The organism is Aeromonas sp. SE22 (assembly GCF_038739755.1).
Taxonomy (GTDB): Bacteria; Pseudomonadota; Gammaproteobacteria; order Enterobacterales; family Aeromonadaceae; genus Aeromonas; species Aeromonas jandaei.
The window spans coordinates 1-16130 of the sequence record NZ_JBCGFD010000013.1; the positions used below are offsets into that span (position 1 = coordinate 1).

14 protein-coding genes and 1 riboswitch are annotated in these 16130 nt (G+C 58.9%); of the genes, 6 read left to right on the forward strand and 8 right to left on the reverse strand.

Going from position 1 to position 16130, the window contains the following annotated elements:
- Window positions 1-351: 351 nt before the first annotated feature.
- From AAHA39_RS16845 to AAHA39_RS16860, 4 genes are all read left to right on the forward strand, one after another.
- Complete coding sequence (locus AAHA39_RS16845) at window positions 352-801, forward strand: pullulanase (protein ID WP_182927223.1); 450 nt, start codon at window positions 352-354, stop codon at window positions 799-801.
- 211 nt (window positions 802-1012) lie between these two features.
- Complete coding sequence (locus tag AAHA39_RS16850; RefSeq protein WP_320655396.1) at window positions 1013-3160, forward strand: adenosylcobalamin-dependent ribonucleoside-diphosphate reductase; 2148 nt, start codon at window positions 1013-1015, stop codon at window positions 3158-3160.
- A 10-nt stretch (window positions 3161-3170) separates the two neighbouring features.
- Window positions 3171-3854 (forward strand): TSCPD domain-containing protein, encoded by a 684-nt coding sequence (locus AAHA39_RS16855; RefSeq protein WP_041210370.1) that lies wholly within the window; start codon window positions 3171-3173, stop codon window positions 3852-3854.
- 206 nt (window positions 3855-4060) lie between these two features.
- Entirely contained in the window at window positions 4061-5431 is a 1371-nt protein-coding gene (locus AAHA39_RS16860; RefSeq protein WP_041210371.1) for a PhoH family protein, read from the forward strand.
- A gap of 80 nt (window positions 5432-5511) precedes the next feature.
- Here the strand turns inward: AAHA39_RS16860 and thiQ are convergent, their stop codons facing one another.
- Genes thiQ through thiB form a run of 3 tightly spaced genes read right to left on the reverse strand, consistent with a single transcriptional unit; the run spans window position 5512 to window position 8793 of the window.
- A complete protein-coding gene (gene thiQ, locus AAHA39_RS16865; RefSeq protein ID WP_320655392.1) occupies window positions 5512-6207 on the reverse strand; it encodes a thiamine ABC transporter ATP-binding protein in 696 nt (231 codons plus the stop codon).
- On the reverse strand, window positions 6194-7837 hold the full coding sequence (thiP, locus tag AAHA39_RS16870) for a thiamine/thiamine pyrophosphate ABC transporter permease (RefSeq protein ID WP_407707125.1): 1644 nt from the start codon (window positions 7835-7837) through the stop codon (window positions 6194-6196). Before thiP ends, thiQ begins: the two co-directional genes overlap by 14 nt.
- Window positions 7813-8793 (reverse strand): thiamine ABC transporter substrate binding subunit, encoded by a 981-nt coding sequence (gene thiB / locus AAHA39_RS16875; RefSeq protein ID WP_320655390.1) that lies wholly within the window; start codon window positions 8791-8793, stop codon window positions 7813-7815. The genes thiP and thiB overlap by 25 nt, the downstream gene beginning before the upstream one ends.
- Window positions 8794-8840: 47 nt before the next feature.
- Window positions 8841-8931: riboswitch (TPP riboswitch) on the reverse strand.
- 89 nt (window positions 8932-9020) lie between these two features.
- Between thiB and AAHA39_RS16880 the strand changes: the two genes are divergently transcribed.
- The gene (locus AAHA39_RS16880; RefSeq protein WP_041210374.1) at window positions 9021-9311 is read left to right on the forward strand and encodes a PilZ domain-containing protein; all 291 of its coding nucleotides are present in this window, start codon (window positions 9021-9023) and stop codon (window positions 9309-9311) included.
- Here the strand turns inward: AAHA39_RS16880 and AAHA39_RS16885 are convergent.
- The 5 genes from AAHA39_RS16885 to leuA form a co-directional block, all read right to left on the reverse strand.
- Entirely contained in the window at window positions 9296-10222 is a 927-nt protein-coding gene (locus AAHA39_RS16885) for a transglutaminase domain-containing protein (RefSeq protein WP_320655387.1), read from the reverse strand. The genes AAHA39_RS16880 and AAHA39_RS16885 overlap by 16 nt on opposite strands.
- A gap of 118 nt (window positions 10223-10340) precedes the next feature.
- A complete protein-coding gene (leuD, locus tag AAHA39_RS16890) occupies window positions 10341-10940 on the reverse strand; it encodes a 3-isopropylmalate dehydratase small subunit (protein WP_041210376.1) in 600 nt (199 codons plus the stop codon).
- Between the two features lie 12 nt (window positions 10941-10952).
- Window positions 10953-12350 (reverse strand): 3-isopropylmalate dehydratase large subunit, encoded by a 1398-nt coding sequence (gene leuC, locus AAHA39_RS16895; protein WP_320655385.1) that lies wholly within the window; start codon window positions 12348-12350, stop codon window positions 10953-10955.
- A 33-nt stretch (window positions 12351-12383) separates the two neighbouring features.
- The gene (gene leuB / locus AAHA39_RS16900) at window positions 12384-13469 is read right to left on the reverse strand and encodes a 3-isopropylmalate dehydrogenase (protein WP_320655384.1); all 1086 of its coding nucleotides are present in this window, start codon (window positions 13467-13469) and stop codon (window positions 12384-12386) included.
- Window positions 13466-15028: a 2-isopropylmalate synthase gene (gene leuA, locus AAHA39_RS16905; RefSeq protein ID WP_320655382.1), complete on the reverse strand. Its 1563-nt coding sequence runs from the start codon at window positions 15026-15028 to the stop codon at window positions 13466-13468. Before leuA ends, leuB begins: the two co-directional genes overlap by 4 nt.
- A 407-nt stretch (window positions 15029-15435) precedes the next feature.
- On the opposite strand from leuA, the gene AAHA39_RS16910 reads away from it, so the two are divergent.
- Window positions 15436-16056 carry a TetR/AcrR family transcriptional regulator gene (locus AAHA39_RS16910; protein ID WP_033114941.1) on the forward strand — a complete coding sequence of 207 codons (621 nt, stop codon included), beginning with the start codon at window positions 15436-15438 and terminating at the stop codon, window positions 16054-16056.
- The last annotated feature ends 74 nt before the right edge of the window (window positions 16057-16130 follow it).

Genomic DNA, 16130 nt, shown 5'->3' on the forward strand with positions numbered 1-16130 from the left:
GATGGTAGTGTGGCATTCGCCATGCGAGAGTAGGACACTGCCAGGCACCCAATTTAAGAACCCCGCTCATCGAGCGGGGTTTTTTATTGCCTGAAAATTACGCCACTTTCCTGAAAAGCCTCTATTTCCACTAATCCATTCAATCACTTCGCTTTTTAATCCTTCTCTATTCAATTTTGTCGCACCAAAACCGGAGTGATCTTGCTCTCGCCTTTTTACTTGCCCGTCCGGGGTTGGGCATAAAAAGTACAGAATGTGATGATTCTACCTTTCTTGTGATTCCGGCTCTGCTTTAATGCCTTCGTCCACATGGATGGACCAAGGAATCACAATAAATTAAGGAATAGAGACATGTTCAAAAGAACAGTAACGATGATACTGGCGGCGGGAACCCTGGTATTAGGTGGTTGCGCATCCCACAGTGGAGCAGAGCAGGCTGCTGACAATAGCGATTTTGGTGGCAAGTCCATCTATCTGCGCGGTGAGATGAACGACTGGATGGCGACCGATGCGAGCAAGGTGGTCAAGGTAGCCGACAAGCTCTACATGGCGAAAGGCACCCTCAAGAAAGAGTGGGCTCCCTACAAGTTCAAGTTTGCGGATTCAGGCTGGAGCTGCGGTACCAACTTTGGTTACAAGAGCCCGAGCGATGGCGTTGCCGTACTTGGTGGCGAGGCTGTGCCGGTCAATCCCTGTTCCAAATATGAGGATATGAAGTTCTCACCGGATGCCGACGGGGTTTATGAGTTCTATCTGAATATGGCGGGTGATACGCCGACCGTTTACGTCAAGAAGCCCTGATCCATGTCTGAGTGTTAAATCTCTCAGTAAATTAATCAGTTAAGTGCCCTGGCGCAGAAACCTGCTGGCCAGGGCATTTTTTTAGGATAGAATCTGCGCCCTCATAGCAGTACCATCACTATATATTGTGTTGTTTTTTTTAAATGGTGCTATTGGTTGTGTTTTCTACTACTGTCATGACGTTGATGCATTCATATAAGGTTGATTGAAAATGGCTAAATCCAACCCGGTGCTGGAGAGCGAAGCTGGCTCCCGCCTCATCCCCCTCCAGGAAACGTCCCTCGAGATCTGGGATAGCAAATATCGCCTCAAGAGCAAGGATGGGCATCCTGTCGATGGCACTATCGACGAGACCTACCAGCGCGTTGCTCGGGCGCTGGCGGAGCAGGAGCTGGAACCGGAGGCCTGGTATGGGCCTTTCCTGTGGGCACTGCGCAATGGCGCCATTCCGGCGGGCCGGATCACCTCCAACGCCGGGGCTTTTGAGCATAAGCCTGCCACTTCGACCATCAACTGTACCGTCTCCGGCACCATCGAAGATTCGATGGATGATATTCTCGGCAAGGTGCACGAGGCGGGGCTGACCCTGAAGGCTGGCTGCGGTATCGGCTATGACTTCTCGACCCTGCGCCCACGCGGTGCTTTTGTCTCCGGTGCAGGTGCTTACACCTCAGGTCCGCTCTCGTTCATGGATATCTACGACAAGATGTGTTTCACCGTCTCGTCAGCCGGTGGCCGTCGTGGCGCCCAGATGGGCACCATGGATATCCGTCATCCTGATGTGATCGAGTTTATTCAGGCCAAGCGCGAAGATGGCCGTCTGCGCCAGTTCAACCTCTCCCTGCTGATCACCGAGGATTTCGTCAAGGCAGTGAAAGAGGATGCGCCCTGGTCGCTGATCTTCCCCTACACCGCCAAAGAGGTGGAGCAGGATGGCATTGCGCTGGACGATCCTGCGCAGGTGCTCTGGGCTGACTGGCCCAACAAAGAGGGGGTTGTCTTTAACGAGCTGGGGCAGGTCGCCTGCAAGGTCTACAAGACCCTGCCTGCACGCAAGCTCTGGAACGTTATCATGACCTCCACCTATGACTATGCAGAGCCCGGTTTCATCCTGATCGACAAGGTCAACCAGATGAACAACAACTGGTTCTGTGAGGAGATCCGCGCCACCAACCCCTGTGGTGAGCAGCCTTTGCCGCCTTATGGCGCCTGCCTGCTGGGTTCGGTCAACCTGACCCGCTTCGTTCGCGATCCCTTCACTGACAAGGCGGCTTTCGACTGGACAGCATTTCGCAAGGTAGTGGCCATCTTTACCCGTATGCTCGACAACGTGGTGGAGATCAACCAGCTGCCGCTGGCCAAGCAGCGCGAGGAGATCACAGCCAAGCGCCGTCACGGCATGGGCTTCTTGGGGCTTGGTTCGACCCTGACTATGCTGCAGATCAAGTACGGTTCTGCCGCGTCCGTCGCTTTTACCGAGCAGGTATCCCAGGAGCTGGCGATGACCGGCTGGCAGGAGTCCCTGCGTCTGGCCAAGGAGAAAGGCTCTGCCCCCATCATGGAGCAGGAGTTTGAAGTGACTGGCAAGATGCTGCGTCTGCGCCCGGAAATGGCGGCTGATGGCATCAAGGTGGGTGACAAGGTGAAGGGTAAGGTGCTGCATGCGCGCTACAGCCGCTATATGCAGCAGGTTGCCGAAGTGGATCCTGCGCTGGTCGCCGAGCTGGCCGAAGTGGGTGGGCGTTTCACTCACCACAGCAGTATTGCACCGACCGGCACCATCTCGCTGTCACTGGCCAACAACGCCAGCAACGGCATCGAGCCGAGCTTTGCTCACCACTACAGCCGCAACGTTATCAAGCCGGGCAAGAAGAGCAAGGAGAGCGTAGATGTCTACTCCTTCGAGCTGCTGGCCTATCGCGAGCTGGTAAATCCGTCCGCCATGCCCTATGCCGATGATGAGGCTAGCCAGCTGCCGGACTATTTCATTACTGCCGATGACATCACCCCGGCGCAGCATGTGGACATTCAGGCGGCGGCCCAGCGCTGGATCGACTCCTCCATCTCCAAGACTGCCAACGTGCCGACTGATTTCCCGTTCGAGCAGTTCAAGGACATCTACATGTATGCCTCGGACTCCGGCCTCAAGGGCTGCACCACCTTCCGCTTCAATCCGGAGGCCTTCCAGGGCGTGCTGGTGAAGGAGAAGGATCTGGAGAACACCCTGTACGATTTCACCCTGGAGGATGGCTCCGTCATCTCCGTCAAGGGGAACGAAGAGATTGAATACGATGGTGAGCTGCACACTGCCGCCAACCTCTACGACGCCTTGAAAGAAGGCTATTACGGTAAATTCTGAGAACGACATTATGGTCAAAAAGATCGACAAGAAAATCGTCGCCTACAAGGTGCGTACCAAGGATGAGCCGCAAGAAGAGCTGGCCCCGCAAGATGACGTGGTGCACATGCATGAAACCGTGCTGCGTCCGGAGCGACTGATGGGCACCACCTACAAGCTGAAGACGCCGGAGCATGTCTCCGAGCACTCGCTGTTCATCACCATCAACGACATCATTCTCAACGAGGGCACTGTTCACGAAACCCGCCGTCCGTTCGAGATCTTCATTAACTCCAAAAGCCTGGAACACTACCAGTGGATCGTGGCGCTGACCCGCATCATCTCCGCCGTATTCCGCAAAGGTGGGGATGTCACCTTTCTGGTGGAGGAGCTGCGCTCGGTGTTTGATCCCAAGGGTGGATACTGGAACAAGGGCAAGTACGTTCCATCGCTGATCGCCGAAATTGGCAACGTGATCGAGAGCCATCTCACCGAGATCGGCATGCTCAAGGCGCCGGGGCTGGACGAGCATCAGCAGGCGTTTCTGGCCGAGAAACAGGCTGAATTGAAAGCCGCTCAGGAGGCCGAAGAGCAGCAGGCTGGCAGCGGTTTCCCGGCCAATGCGGCGCTCTGCTACAAGTGCCATACCAAGGCGCTGGTGCTTAAGGATGGCTGCATGACTTGCCTCAATTGTGGCGACTCCAAATGTGGTTAATCCGCTAGATAAATAAAAAGACCGGCCCGATGGCCGGTCTTTTTATTGCTGCTTTTCTGTTCGAACGATTCTGGCGATGCAAGTGATTTGTTGCGTGATGGTAAAATCGGGCGTAGCGTTGAAGGTAATAAAACTGTCACGGCCGTGTGGTTTCAATGACATCCGAGATTCACACACGTGGCCCTTCAGTGCCAAGGAGGATGCTTATGGACAATACGGACCGAAAGCTGTTTATCCTGGATACCAACGTTCTGCTTCACGAACCCCTCGCTATCTACTCCTTCAAAGAGCACGATGTGCTCATCCCCATGACGGTGCTGGAAGAGCTCGATAACATCAAGGATCGTCACAAGGATGTCAGCCGCGACGCGCGGGTAGCCATCCGTGCGCTGGAAGATGTGTTCCGCGATGCGACTCCGGAGCAGATTGCGCAAGGAGTACCGCTGGCCGGCGAGGCGAGCGGCCATATCTGCATCTTCAGCGATCACCATCTGCCGCAGGATGCCGAAGTGTTCACCGACAAGGAGGCCGACAACCGCATCATCAACGCGGCCCTCTATCTGCAAAAGCATGAGTTGAAGCGTCAGGTGGTGCTGGTCACCAAAGACATCAACATGCGCCTCAAGGCCAAGGGGGCCGGACTTGCCCACGTCGAGGATTATCGCAGCGACCAGCTGATCGACGATATCCGCCTGCTGGCCAAGGGCTTTCAGGTGGTGCCCGGCAGCTTCTGGGAGCGCGTCGGCGAGTGCGAGAGCGAGACCCACGGCCGCGACACCATCCATGTGATTGATGCCAACCTGCTGGAGGGGGTTCACGTAAACCAGTATCTGGTGGATGAAGAGAATTTCTTCGCAGCCCGGGTGCTCAGTCACGATGGCCAGAAGATCCGCATCAAGGATCTGGGCCGCGAGCGACTGATGTCCCGCAAGGCGTGGGGTGTACATCCCAAGAACGTCTATCAGGGGATGGCGCTGGATGCACTGTTGGATCCGCACATCGATCTGGTGATCCTGACCGGCCCGGCCGGTTGCGGCAAAACCTTGCTGGCCATGGCTGCCGCGCTGGAGCTGGTGATCGAGAAGGGGATCTACGAGAAGGTGATCGTCACTCGAAATACCCCGGAAATTGCCGAGAGCATCGGCTTCCTGCCCGGTACCGAGGAGGAGAAGATGATGCCTTGGCTGGCGGCGGTAACCGACACCCTGGAGGTGCTGCACAAGCAGGATGAGAACATGAGTGGCTCGCTCAGTTACATCATGGAGAAGGCCAATATCCAGTTCAAATCGGTCAACTTCATGCGCGGGCGCAGTATTCAGAACACTTTCGTGCTGCTGGATGAGTGTCAGAACCTGACCGCATCCCAGATCAAGACCATCATTACCCGTTGCGGGGAGGGCACCAAGATCGTCTGTTCCGGTAACCTGGCCCAAATCGACTCCAACTACCTGAGCCCGGTGACCTCGGGTCTGACCTACATAGTCGAGCGTTTCAAGGATTTCGACGGCAGTGCCAACATCTTCCTCAACGGGGTGGTACGCAGCCGACTGGCTTCGTTCGCCGAGGAGAACCTCTGATTTCACCCGATATGTTTGCATTAAAAGGGGAGGCCAATCGGCCTCCCCTTTTTGATCCCGGTGCAGTCTTGTGCCAAGGGCTATTGACCCAGATAGCGCAGCAGCCCAGGGTGGTTGCTGTTTTGCAGAATATCCGGCTTTCCCTGCAGGGCGATGCGGCCCTCGTCTACAAAGAGCACCTTATCGGCAATCAGCTGGGCATCTTCCGGATTGTGGGAGACCATCAGTACGGTAATGCCCTGCTCGCAGGCGAGGCGGGCCACTTCGGCCAGCATCTCCCGACGCAGGGCCGGATCGAGGGCCGAGAAGGGTTCATCCAGCAGCAGCAGCGGTTTGCCCCGAACCAGTGCGCGGGCCAGCCCGACCCGCTGCTGCTGGCCGCCGGAGAGCTGCTCCGGCAGGCGGCTTAGCATCTCACCGAGACCAACCCGCGTGGCTGCATCGATCACCTGTGCCCGCTGGGCGGCACTCAGGCGCAGACCCGGGTGCAAGCCGATAGCGATATTGTCGAACACCGACAGGTGCAGGAACAGGTTGTGATCCTGAAACATGGTGGTAACTGGTCGCTCGGCCGGACCAAGCGGCAACAGATCTTCGCCCTCGAAGCTGAGGCTGCCTGACTCCACCGGCACGAAACCGGCGATCATCCCGAGCAGGGTCGACTTGCCTGCGCCGCTTGGGCCAATCAGTGCGGCGATCTCCCCCTTGGGCAGGGTCGCGCTGAAGCTGACGCGCCAGTCGGGGTAGCTGGTCACCAGCGTATCAATGTTCAGCATGTTTTCCTCCAAGCCCCCGTTCCACCAGCCAGAACAGGGAGAAACAGAGTGTCAGCAGCAGCAGGGCGGTGGCGGCCGCCTCGGTCAGCCGGTAACTGCCGAGCTGCTGGTAGAGCAGCCAGGGCAGGGTGGTGAGCTCCTGGCTGCCAAACATGGCGATGGCGCCAAGATCCCCCAGCGAGAGGATCATCGACAGTGCCATCGCCAGTGCCAGCGGACGGCGCAGCAGTGGCCACTCTACCAGCCGCAGGCGATGCAGGCCGCGTACCCCCAGACTGTCCGCCAGCCGGTCATACTGGCGTACCACCAGCTGCATGGGGGCGGAGAGGGTGCGCAGCACATAGGGTAGCGCCATCAGGGCGTTGACCAGCACCACCAGCCAGGGCCCGAGGGCGAACACGTCGGCAAAGGGCATAAACAGGATGAAGAGACCGGTAGAGAGCACCACCGCCGGGATCATCAGGATCACCGAGCCGCTGGCTTCCCACAGGGCGGCAGCCCGTCGCTTGCGAGCCCGTACCCGCAGATGACGGCTGGTGAGCAGCAGTGCGCCACCGAGCAGGGTGGCCAAGGCACCGGCTGCCAATGCGATCAACAGCGATTGACCGCTCGCCTGCCACAGCTTGGCGGAGGTGAGCGCTGTCAGCAGGCCCGGGTGGAGGCCGGCGACGACGATGGCCAGCAGCGGCGGCAGAAAGATGGCGAGGCCGATACAGAGCGAGAAGAGATCCACCACGGCCGTGCCCGGCTGACGGCGATCCGGCCGCAGACAGGGACGACGGGGTGTCACCCGACTGGCTGGCGTAGTCTGCAGCTTGTGCTGCAGGAGCAGCAGGGTGGCGGTCAGGATCAGCTGCACCAGCGCCAATCCGCCAGCGGTGGCGAGATCGAAATCAAAGCGCAGCGCCTGATAGACGGCCACCTCCAGGGTGGTCGATTTGGGGCCGCCGCCCAGCGCCAGCACGGTAGTGAAGCTGGTGAAGCAGAGCATAAAGATGAGGCTGGCCAGCCCCGGCAATATGCCGCGAATGAGCGGCCACTCCAGCAGCCGGAAGATATGGGATGAGTGCATGCCAAGCTGGCTGGCGAGGCGCCAGCTAGATTCGGGGATACTCTCGATGCTCTGCAGGATGAGACGTGCCGCCAGCGGCATGTTGAAGAAGACATGCGCCAGCAGAATGCCGAACAGGCCGTAGAGATAGTTGCCGGGATCCAGTCCCAAGCTGCGCAGCAGTTGCGGCAGCCACCCTTGCTTGCCGTGTACCGCCACGATGCCGAAGATGGCGATGATGACCGGCAGTACCAGCGAGAGACCGAACAGCTTTATAAGCAGGGTTCGGCCAATGAAGCGGCGCCGAGCCAGCGCGCGGGCCACCGGAATGGCGAGCCCCAGACTCAGTAGGGTGGAGAGCAGCGCCTGCCAAAGGCTGAAGCCCAGCACATGGCGCAGATAGGGGTCAGCCAGCAAAGTGCGCGGCGCCAGTGAACCGGCCTGCCACAGCAGGGCCGCCAGCGGCCCGAGAGACAACAGCAGGATCAGCAGGGTGGCTGCACTGCCCGGCAGCCACCAGAGGGGGCGATCCTGTCGCTTCAGCGCGAGCTGGCTCACTGGGCGACGGCTTGCAGCCATTCGCGGATCCACCCTTTGCGATTGGCGGCCACCTCATCGCTGCTGAAGGCGAGCGGCTTGGCTACGGTGATCATCTGCTCGAAGCCCTTGGGTAGCGGCGTGTCGATAACCGGATACATCCAGTTGCCGGTCGGGATCTCGTTCTGGAAGGCGGGGCTCACCATAAACTGCAGGAACTGGTCAGCCAGCTTCTCCTGTTTGGCGCTCTTCAGCTTGGCGGCCACTTCCACCTGACGGTAGTGACCCTCCTCAAAGGCGGCAGCCTGATACTGGGGCTTGTTCTCGGCAATAAGGTGGTAAGCAGGGGAGGTTGTGTAGGAGAGCACCATGTCCGCTTCGCCATCGAGGAACATGCCATAAGCCTCGGACCACCCCTTGGAGACGGTGACCGTCTTTTTGGCAAGCTCGGCCCAGGCGGCAGGCACCTTGTCGCCATAAACAGACTTCATCCACAGCATCAGCCCCTGTCCCGGGGTAGAGGTACGGGGGTCCTGATAGATCACCTTGAGATCGGGGCGCTCCACCAGCTCTTTCAGGCTTTTGGGCGGCTGCTTGAGTTTCTCCTTGTCATAGACGAAGGCGAAGTAGCCGTAGTCGTAGGGGACAAAGGTGTCATCCTGCCAGCCACCCGGCACCTTGATGCCATCCAGCTTGGCGGGATGGGGGGCGAACAGGCCGCTCTGCTTGGCTTCACTGATGAGTGCATCATCCAGCCCCAGCACCAGGTCGGCCTTGCTGTGGTTGCCCTCCAGTCGCAGCCGGTTGAGGATGGCTACGCCATCTTCGAGGGGAACCAGATTGAGGGTACAGCCGCACTCCTTCTCGAAGGCTTGCTTGATCTTGGGACCGGGTCCCCAGTCGGCAGTGAAGGAGCTGTAGGTGTAGACGGTGAGGGTGTCGGCGGCGAAAGCCTGAGCCGAGAGCAGGCTGGTGGCGACCAGCAGCAGGGTTTTCATCAAGGGCACTCCATTATGAGGTGCCAGCGGATGAGGGCGCAAAAAATGAGCGCCGTGCCTCAAATTCCTCCGCCAGCATTATCTGGATCAGGTTCACGGGTATAATCTCAGCGGTAAACCGCACCCCGTTTGAGAAACGCACCGCATTGTATTAACGTTCTTTTGGGTAGACCAGCACAATTGTGCGTTGCCCATGAGATGATTCCCACTCAACAGAGGATCTTCGCGTGCTTACCAGTACCAAGGAAAGACGTGCCTTTGCACGTATGGTCATCAATGCTCCGGTTACCGTCTATCAGCAGCATCAGGTACTGGAGGGCATCTGTCGGGATCTCAGTGCCAACGGCATGGGGATCTCGGTGGCGGAACACCAGCTTGATACAACCCAGCCGATCCGGATCAGCCTCGCAACCAACAACAACCTGCTTCCCCCTTTCGAAGCCCATGCCCGGATCATTCGGGTGTTGGAGGAGGAGACAGGATTGCTGCTGGCGGTAGAGTTTCAGCCTTTGGGCTGAACCGGTTGTACACTCAACTGCTTGCCATCGACCAGCGTTTTGCTGGTCGATGCTATTTGGCCAGCCGGTAATGCGGCAGGGCCGGTAGGTTCTAGCAGCAGATAGGATTGCCCCTGCCAGCTGATGGTGGCATCACCCGGTTTGGTGGGCAGGTCGACCGCCAGCATCGCGTGGCCCGGGATAAAGACCATGGCCTGCTTCAATTCGGGAAAGAGCTGGGCCAACATGGCGGCCATCAGGGTCACTTTGCTGTCGCAATCGCCTCGGTTCTGTTCCAGTACCTGACGGGGAGTGAGAAACCCCTTGCCCTGCCGTCCGTTCAGACTGTCCAGCTGTTTGTAGGGGATACTCTGGATAAAGGCGAGCATCTCGGCCACGGTTTTCTGGCGCGCTTCCGGCTCGCTGCTCCCCTGCTGTTTCAACTGCTCAGCCAGCGGCGCCACTGTGCTGCGGCTCTCCAACGCAATCCGAACATGGTCCTGTTTCACCGCCAGCTGGCCATCCGGTGGCGTGAAGTACTGGAAGTAGTGTTTGGTCAGCCACGTCTGCTCCTCTTTGCCCCGTTGCGTTTCCAGCCAGGCCATGGCCTCTTTGGCTTTATCCTGATTGTGACTTTTCAGATGCAGCTCGAGGGAGGGGCGGGAGAGGGTAAACTGCACCTCGGGGTAGTTCTCGCGTATCCCGCGTAGCAGGGTTTGCAGTACCTCCTCTTCCATTCGTGCCGGACGATAGGCGATAAGGGGGGGAAGCTTGCCCGGCTCCAGCCGATAGGTGAGCTGGCGGGGTTTGCCAGTGCTATCTTGCCAGCCGACATTGATCTGGCCGAGGCTGTTGGTGAAGTAGGTCTGGGCAGCTGCAACCGGCAGAGCCAGCAAAGTGCAGAGTAAAAATATCGCCGTCGTTCTTTTCATCGTCCTTATCCTGTCTGGAGGCCGCATCCCTGGCCAGCTGGTTGAAGCGCATTGGCGGAAATAAAAGAGGGAGCCGAAGCTCCCTGTTGATTCTACTCGTTTTTTGGCAACTGGCGCGTTAAATCCAGCTCGGCTGCTTCGCTTCAAAAGCGCTGATGGCGGCCTCGTGCTGCAGGGTCAGACCGATGGCATCCAGGCCGTTGAGCAGGCAGTAACGGCGGAACTCGTCGATCTCGAAACCGAAGCTGAGCTCACCGGCGCGCACCTGATTGGCTTCCAGATCCACTTCAATCTGGATGCCCGGTTTGGCTGCCACCAGCTGGAACAGGGCGTCGACCTCCTCCTCCTTCAGGCGCACCGGTACCATGCCATTGTTGATGGCATTGCCGTAGAAGATGTCGGCAAAGCTCGGGGCTATGATGGTCTTGAAGCCGTAGTCGGCCAGCGCCCAGGGGGCGTGCTCGCGACTCGACCCGCAGCCGAAGTTCTCGCGGGCCAGCAGGATGCTGGCGCCAGCAAACTGCGGCTGGTTGAGCACGAACTCGGGGTTGGGCTGCTGGCCAGCATCGTCGAGGAAGCGCCAGTCGTGGAACAGGTGCTTGCCAAAACCGATGCGGTTGACCTTCTGCAAAAACTGCTTGGGAATGATGGCGTCAGTGTCGACGTTGGCGCTGTCGAGGGGGACGACGATCCCTTTATGCTGTTTGAATCCTGTCATCACTCTTTCCTCTTACAATGCGCGAATGTCGGCGAAGCGGCCGGTGACGGCGGCGGCAGCGGCCATGGCCGGGCTCACCAGATGGGTACGGCCGGCGCGGCCCTGACGCCCTTCGAAGTTGCGGTTGCTGGTGGAGGCGCAGCGCTCCCCCGGTTGCAGCCGGTCGTTGTTCATGGCCAGACACATGGAGCAGCCGGGCAGGCGCCACTCAAAGCCAGCCTCGATGAAGATCTTGTCCAGACCCTCGGCCTCGGCCTGGGCCTTCACCTGTTCGGAGCCCGGCACCACCAGCGCCTGCACCCCGGCCGCGACCTTGCGACCGCGGGCGATGGCGGCTGCGGCGCGCAAATCCTCGATGCGGCTGTTGGTGCACGAACCGATAAACACCTTGTCGATGGCGACGTCGGAGAGCTTCTGACCCGGTTGCAGGTCCATGTAGGCGAGCGCCTTGCGGGCAGACTGCTGCTCCATCAGATCGCTGAAGGATTCCGGTGCCGGAATCGGCTCATTGACGGCAATCACCTGACCCGGATTGGTGCCCCAGGTGACCTGCGGGGCGATATCGGCGGCGTCGAGCACCACTTCGGCATCGAAGCGGGCACCTTCATCGCTCTTGAGGCTCTGCCAGTAGGCGATGGCCTGCTCCAGTGCCTCGCCCCTGGGGGCAAACTCCTTGCCACGGATGTAGTCGATGGTGGTCTGGTCGGGGGCGATCATTCCCGCCTTGGCGCCCAGCTCAATGGCCATGTTGCACACCGTCATCCGCCCTTCCATGGTGAGCCCTTCGATGGCTTCGCCAGCGAACTCCACCACGTAGCCGGTACCACCGGCGTGGCCGACCTTGCCGATAATGGCCAACACCACATCCTTGGCGCTAATGCCCTCGGCCAGCTTGCCGTTGACCGAAATCCGCATGGTCTTGGCGCGGCCCTGTTTCAGGGTCTGGGTCGCCATCACATGCTCCACTTCGGAGGTGCCGATGCCGAACGCCAGTGAACCGAAGGCGCCGTGGGTGGCGGTGTGGGAGTCGCCGCAGACGATGGTGGTGCCGGGCAGGGTGATGCCGAGCTCGGGGCCCATCACATGGACGATCCCCTGATATTTGTGGTTGAGATCGTAGAGGCGAACCCCGAACTCCTTGCAGTTTTCAGCGAGAGTCTCCATCTGTATGCGGGCCATCTCGCCGGAGGCCGCGATGTCCTTGGTTGTGGTGGAGACGTTGTGATCCATGGTGGCCCAGGTCAGATCCGGGCGGCGCAGCTGGCGGTTCATGGCGCGCAGGCCATCGAATGCCTGCGGGCTGGTCACTTCATGTACCAGATGGCGGTCGATGTAGATGAGGGGCGTTTCGCCTTCTACTTCCCGTACCACATGGGCGTCGAATACTTTCTGATAGAGGGTCTTGGCCATTGCTTCTCTCTTCCTTGTTATCTGTTCTTCAGCTCAGATCCGGGCGGCGATCTGGTCGCCCATGGTGGCTGTGCTCTGTACCGGATGGTGGGCGCTGGCCTGATGCAGATCGGCGGTGAAGTAACCCTCGGCCAGGGTCTGGGCCACGGCCTGCTCGATGGCCTGGGCGGCAGCTTCCTGACCCAGGCTGTAGCGCAGCATCAGGGCGGCGGAGAGGATCTGGGCGATGGGGTTGGCGATCCCTTTGCCGGCGATATCCGGGGCCGAGCCACCGGCCGGTTCGAACAGGCCGAAACCCGATTCATTGAGGCTGGCAGAGGGGAGCAGACCCATGGAGCCGGTGATCATGGCGCACTCGTCGGAGAGAATGTCGCCAAACAGGTTGGAGCAGAGGAGTACGTCGAACTGGGACGGATCCTTGATGAGCTGCATGGTGGCGTTGTCGATATACATATGATTCAGTTCGACATCGGGATAATCCTTGGCCACTTGCGTCACCACCTCGCGCCACAGAATGGAGGAGGCGAGCACGTTGGCCTTGTCGATGGAGGTGACCTTGCCACGGCGTACGCGAGCCGATTCGAACGCTATCTTGGCGATGCGCTCGATTTCGAAGCGGTGGTACACCTCGGTGTCGAACGCCTTCTCGTTCGCCCCTTCTCCCTCACGCCCTTTGGGCTGGCCGAAGTAGATGCCGCCGGTCAGCTCGCGCACGCAGGCGATGTCAAAACCGCGATCGGAGATATCGGCGCGCAGGGGCGAGAACTGTTCCAGACCAGTGTAGATGCGGGCCGGACGCAGGTTGCAGAACAGCTTGAAGTGAGCACGCAGGGGCAGCAGGGCACCACGCTCCGGCTGATCGTTGGGCGGCAGATGCTCCCATTTCGGGCCGCCCACCGAGCCGAACAGCACAGCATCGGATGCTTCGCAACCCGCGATGGTGCTCTGCGGCAGCGGAGTGCCATGGTTGTCGATGGCAATGCCGCCCACATCAAAGTGCTGATAGTCGAGGGAGAAGCCGAATTTTGCCTGTACTTTTGCCAGTACCCTGACGGCCTCGGCCATCACTTCCGGGCCAATGCCGTCACCCGGCAATACTGCGATCCGATAACTGCTCATACTGTCTCCGTCTTGATTGTGTTATTGCGTTCCATCTGTTCGGCGACCTGATCGGCGCGCCAGATGCTGTTGATCACATGCAGCAGGGCATGGGCTGAAGATTCGATGATGTCGGTGGCGAGCCCCATGCCGTGGAATTTGCGCCCCTTGTACTCGGCGACGATATCGACCTGACCGAGGGCATCCTCCCCTTCGCCCTTGCTCTTGAGGGCATATTTGTCGATGCGGATCTCGTAGCCGGTGATGCGGTTGATGCACTGGTAGACCGCATCCACCGGACCGTTGCCGGTGGCTGCTTCACTGACCACCTCGCCACCTACCTTGAGCTTGACCGAGGCGGTCGCCAGCACCGAGCTGCCACTCTGCACGCCGAGGTACTCCAGCTTGAAGTGCTCGGGCTCCTCGTGGATCTGGCTGAAGAAGGCGAGCGCCTCCAGGTCGTAGTCGAACACCTGACCTTTCTTGTCGGCCAGGGTGAGGAACTTGGCGTAGAGATCATCGAGGTCGTAGCTGCTCTCGGCGTAGCCCATGGACTCCATCCGGTGCTTGATGACGTGGCGGCCGGAGCGGGAGGTCATGTTGAGGTTGTTCTGGGTCAGGCCAATGCTCTCGGGGGTGATGATTTCATAGGTGTTTTTCGCCTTGAGCACGCCATCCTGATGGATGCCGGAGCTGTGGGAGAAGGCGTTGGCACCGACGATCGCCTTGTTGGGCTGCACCGGCATATTGCAGAGCTGGCTGACCAGCGTGCTGGTGCGATGAATTTCGTTGTGACGGATATTGGTGTGTACCCCGAGCAGATCGGCGCGGGTTTTGAGGATCATCGCCACCTCTTCCAGCGAGCAGTTGCCGGCCCGCTCGCCGATACCGTTGATGGTGCACTCGATCTGGCGAGCACCCATCTGCACTGCGCCGATGGAGTTGGCTACCGAGAGCCCCAGATCGTCGTGGCAGTGGACCGAGATGATGGCCTTGTCGATGTTTGGCACCCGGTTGAACAGGGTATGGATGATGCCGGAGAATTCTGTCGGCACCGTGTAGCCGACGGTATCCGGAATATTGATGGTGCGGGCGCCGGCCTTGATGGCGGCCTCCACCATGCGGCAGAGGTTATCGATGGGGGTGCGGCCCGCATCCTCGCAGGAGAACTCCACATCGTCGGTGTAGCGCAACGCATGCTTGATGGCGCTGGTGCCCATCTCCAGCACATCCTCGAAGCTCTTTTTCAGCTTGCTCTCCACATGGATGGAGGAGGTGGAGATGAAGGTGTGGATGCGAAAGGCGTCGGCAACCCGCAAGGCCTCACCGGCGGCATCGATATCCTTGGGCAGGGCGCGGGCGAGGGCGCAGACCCGGCTGTTCTTGATATGGCGGGCGATGGTCTGCACCGAGTGAAAATCGCCGGGAGAGGAGACCGGGAAGCCTACCTCCATGACGTCGACACCGAGCCGCTCCAGCGCCTGGGCAATCTGCAGCTTCTCCTTGACTGTCAAACTGGCCGCCAGGGCCTGCTCACCATCACGCAAGGTAGTATCGAATATGATGACCCGATCTGACATGTGACTTCCCTCTTCCTAAGTTCGGTGACGTGCATCCTGCGGCGGCATAAAAAAACCCGTGCAGGGTGCACGGGTTTTTGTAAATTCCGGCTATGCCTTAGCCCGGCTACAAGGATCCCGCGCGAGTTAACGCGATTAGGGAGATTAGTAGTAGCGGGGTGGCAATACGCATGACGTTGTTGTCCTTGCAGTCGATAACGCCTTACCAATATCGAGATTTTTATGCTGTGTCAACACGCGCAGTCAGGGGAAATCTGCTGGGATATTTAATCGGATTGTAAAGGATTGCAAATTTCCTTGTCCCATATTCGGCCCATGACGGATTATCTGGTCATTCCTGCTGTGCTCTCTATCTCTGCACAACCAGATCGACTTATCAGCATTGGCTGAATTTTCTGAGGTGTTAAATGGAAAAACGTAGACCAGGTCGTCCGGTCGGACGTTCTGACATTCGTGACAAGTTGCTTGCTGCCGCCCGTGAGCGTTTTCTCAATACTCCCTATAGCAAGGTAACTACACGCGAAATCGCGGAGCTGGCTGGCTCCAACTTGGCGATGATCCACTACTACTTCGGCAGTAAAGAGGGTCTTTACAAGGCGGTACTGGGTGATGTCGCCGAGCCGCTTGATCATGCCTGGCAAGATGAACACAGCAACCACAGCCTCAACGAGCTGCTCAACACCTACTATCAGGTGATGGCGCCCAACAGCGAGCTGACCTCCGCTATTTCCAGCGCATTGTCGACCGAGAAGAGCCCGGGACGGGATTTTGTGCTGAGCCGCCTGCTGGAACGTCAACTGCCGCAGTTCGACGCCCTGCTGGAAACCATGAAAACCAACGGCGAGCTGGGTGACAATCTGGATCCCGAGATGCTGAAGATCTCCTTCCTCAGCATGATGTGGCAGCCGTTCGTGATGAAAGATCTTTACGAACAGGTATTTGGCCTGAAAGTGGACGAACAGTTCATGGCTCGTCTGGCGGATCACAACTGCCGCCTGATGGAGACCGGTTTGCGCGGCAATCACTGATAACCGCACAACCCATCGATTAAAAAGGGCCGTTTGGCCCTTTTTTCATAAATCTGTTATCCCCCGTTCAACAC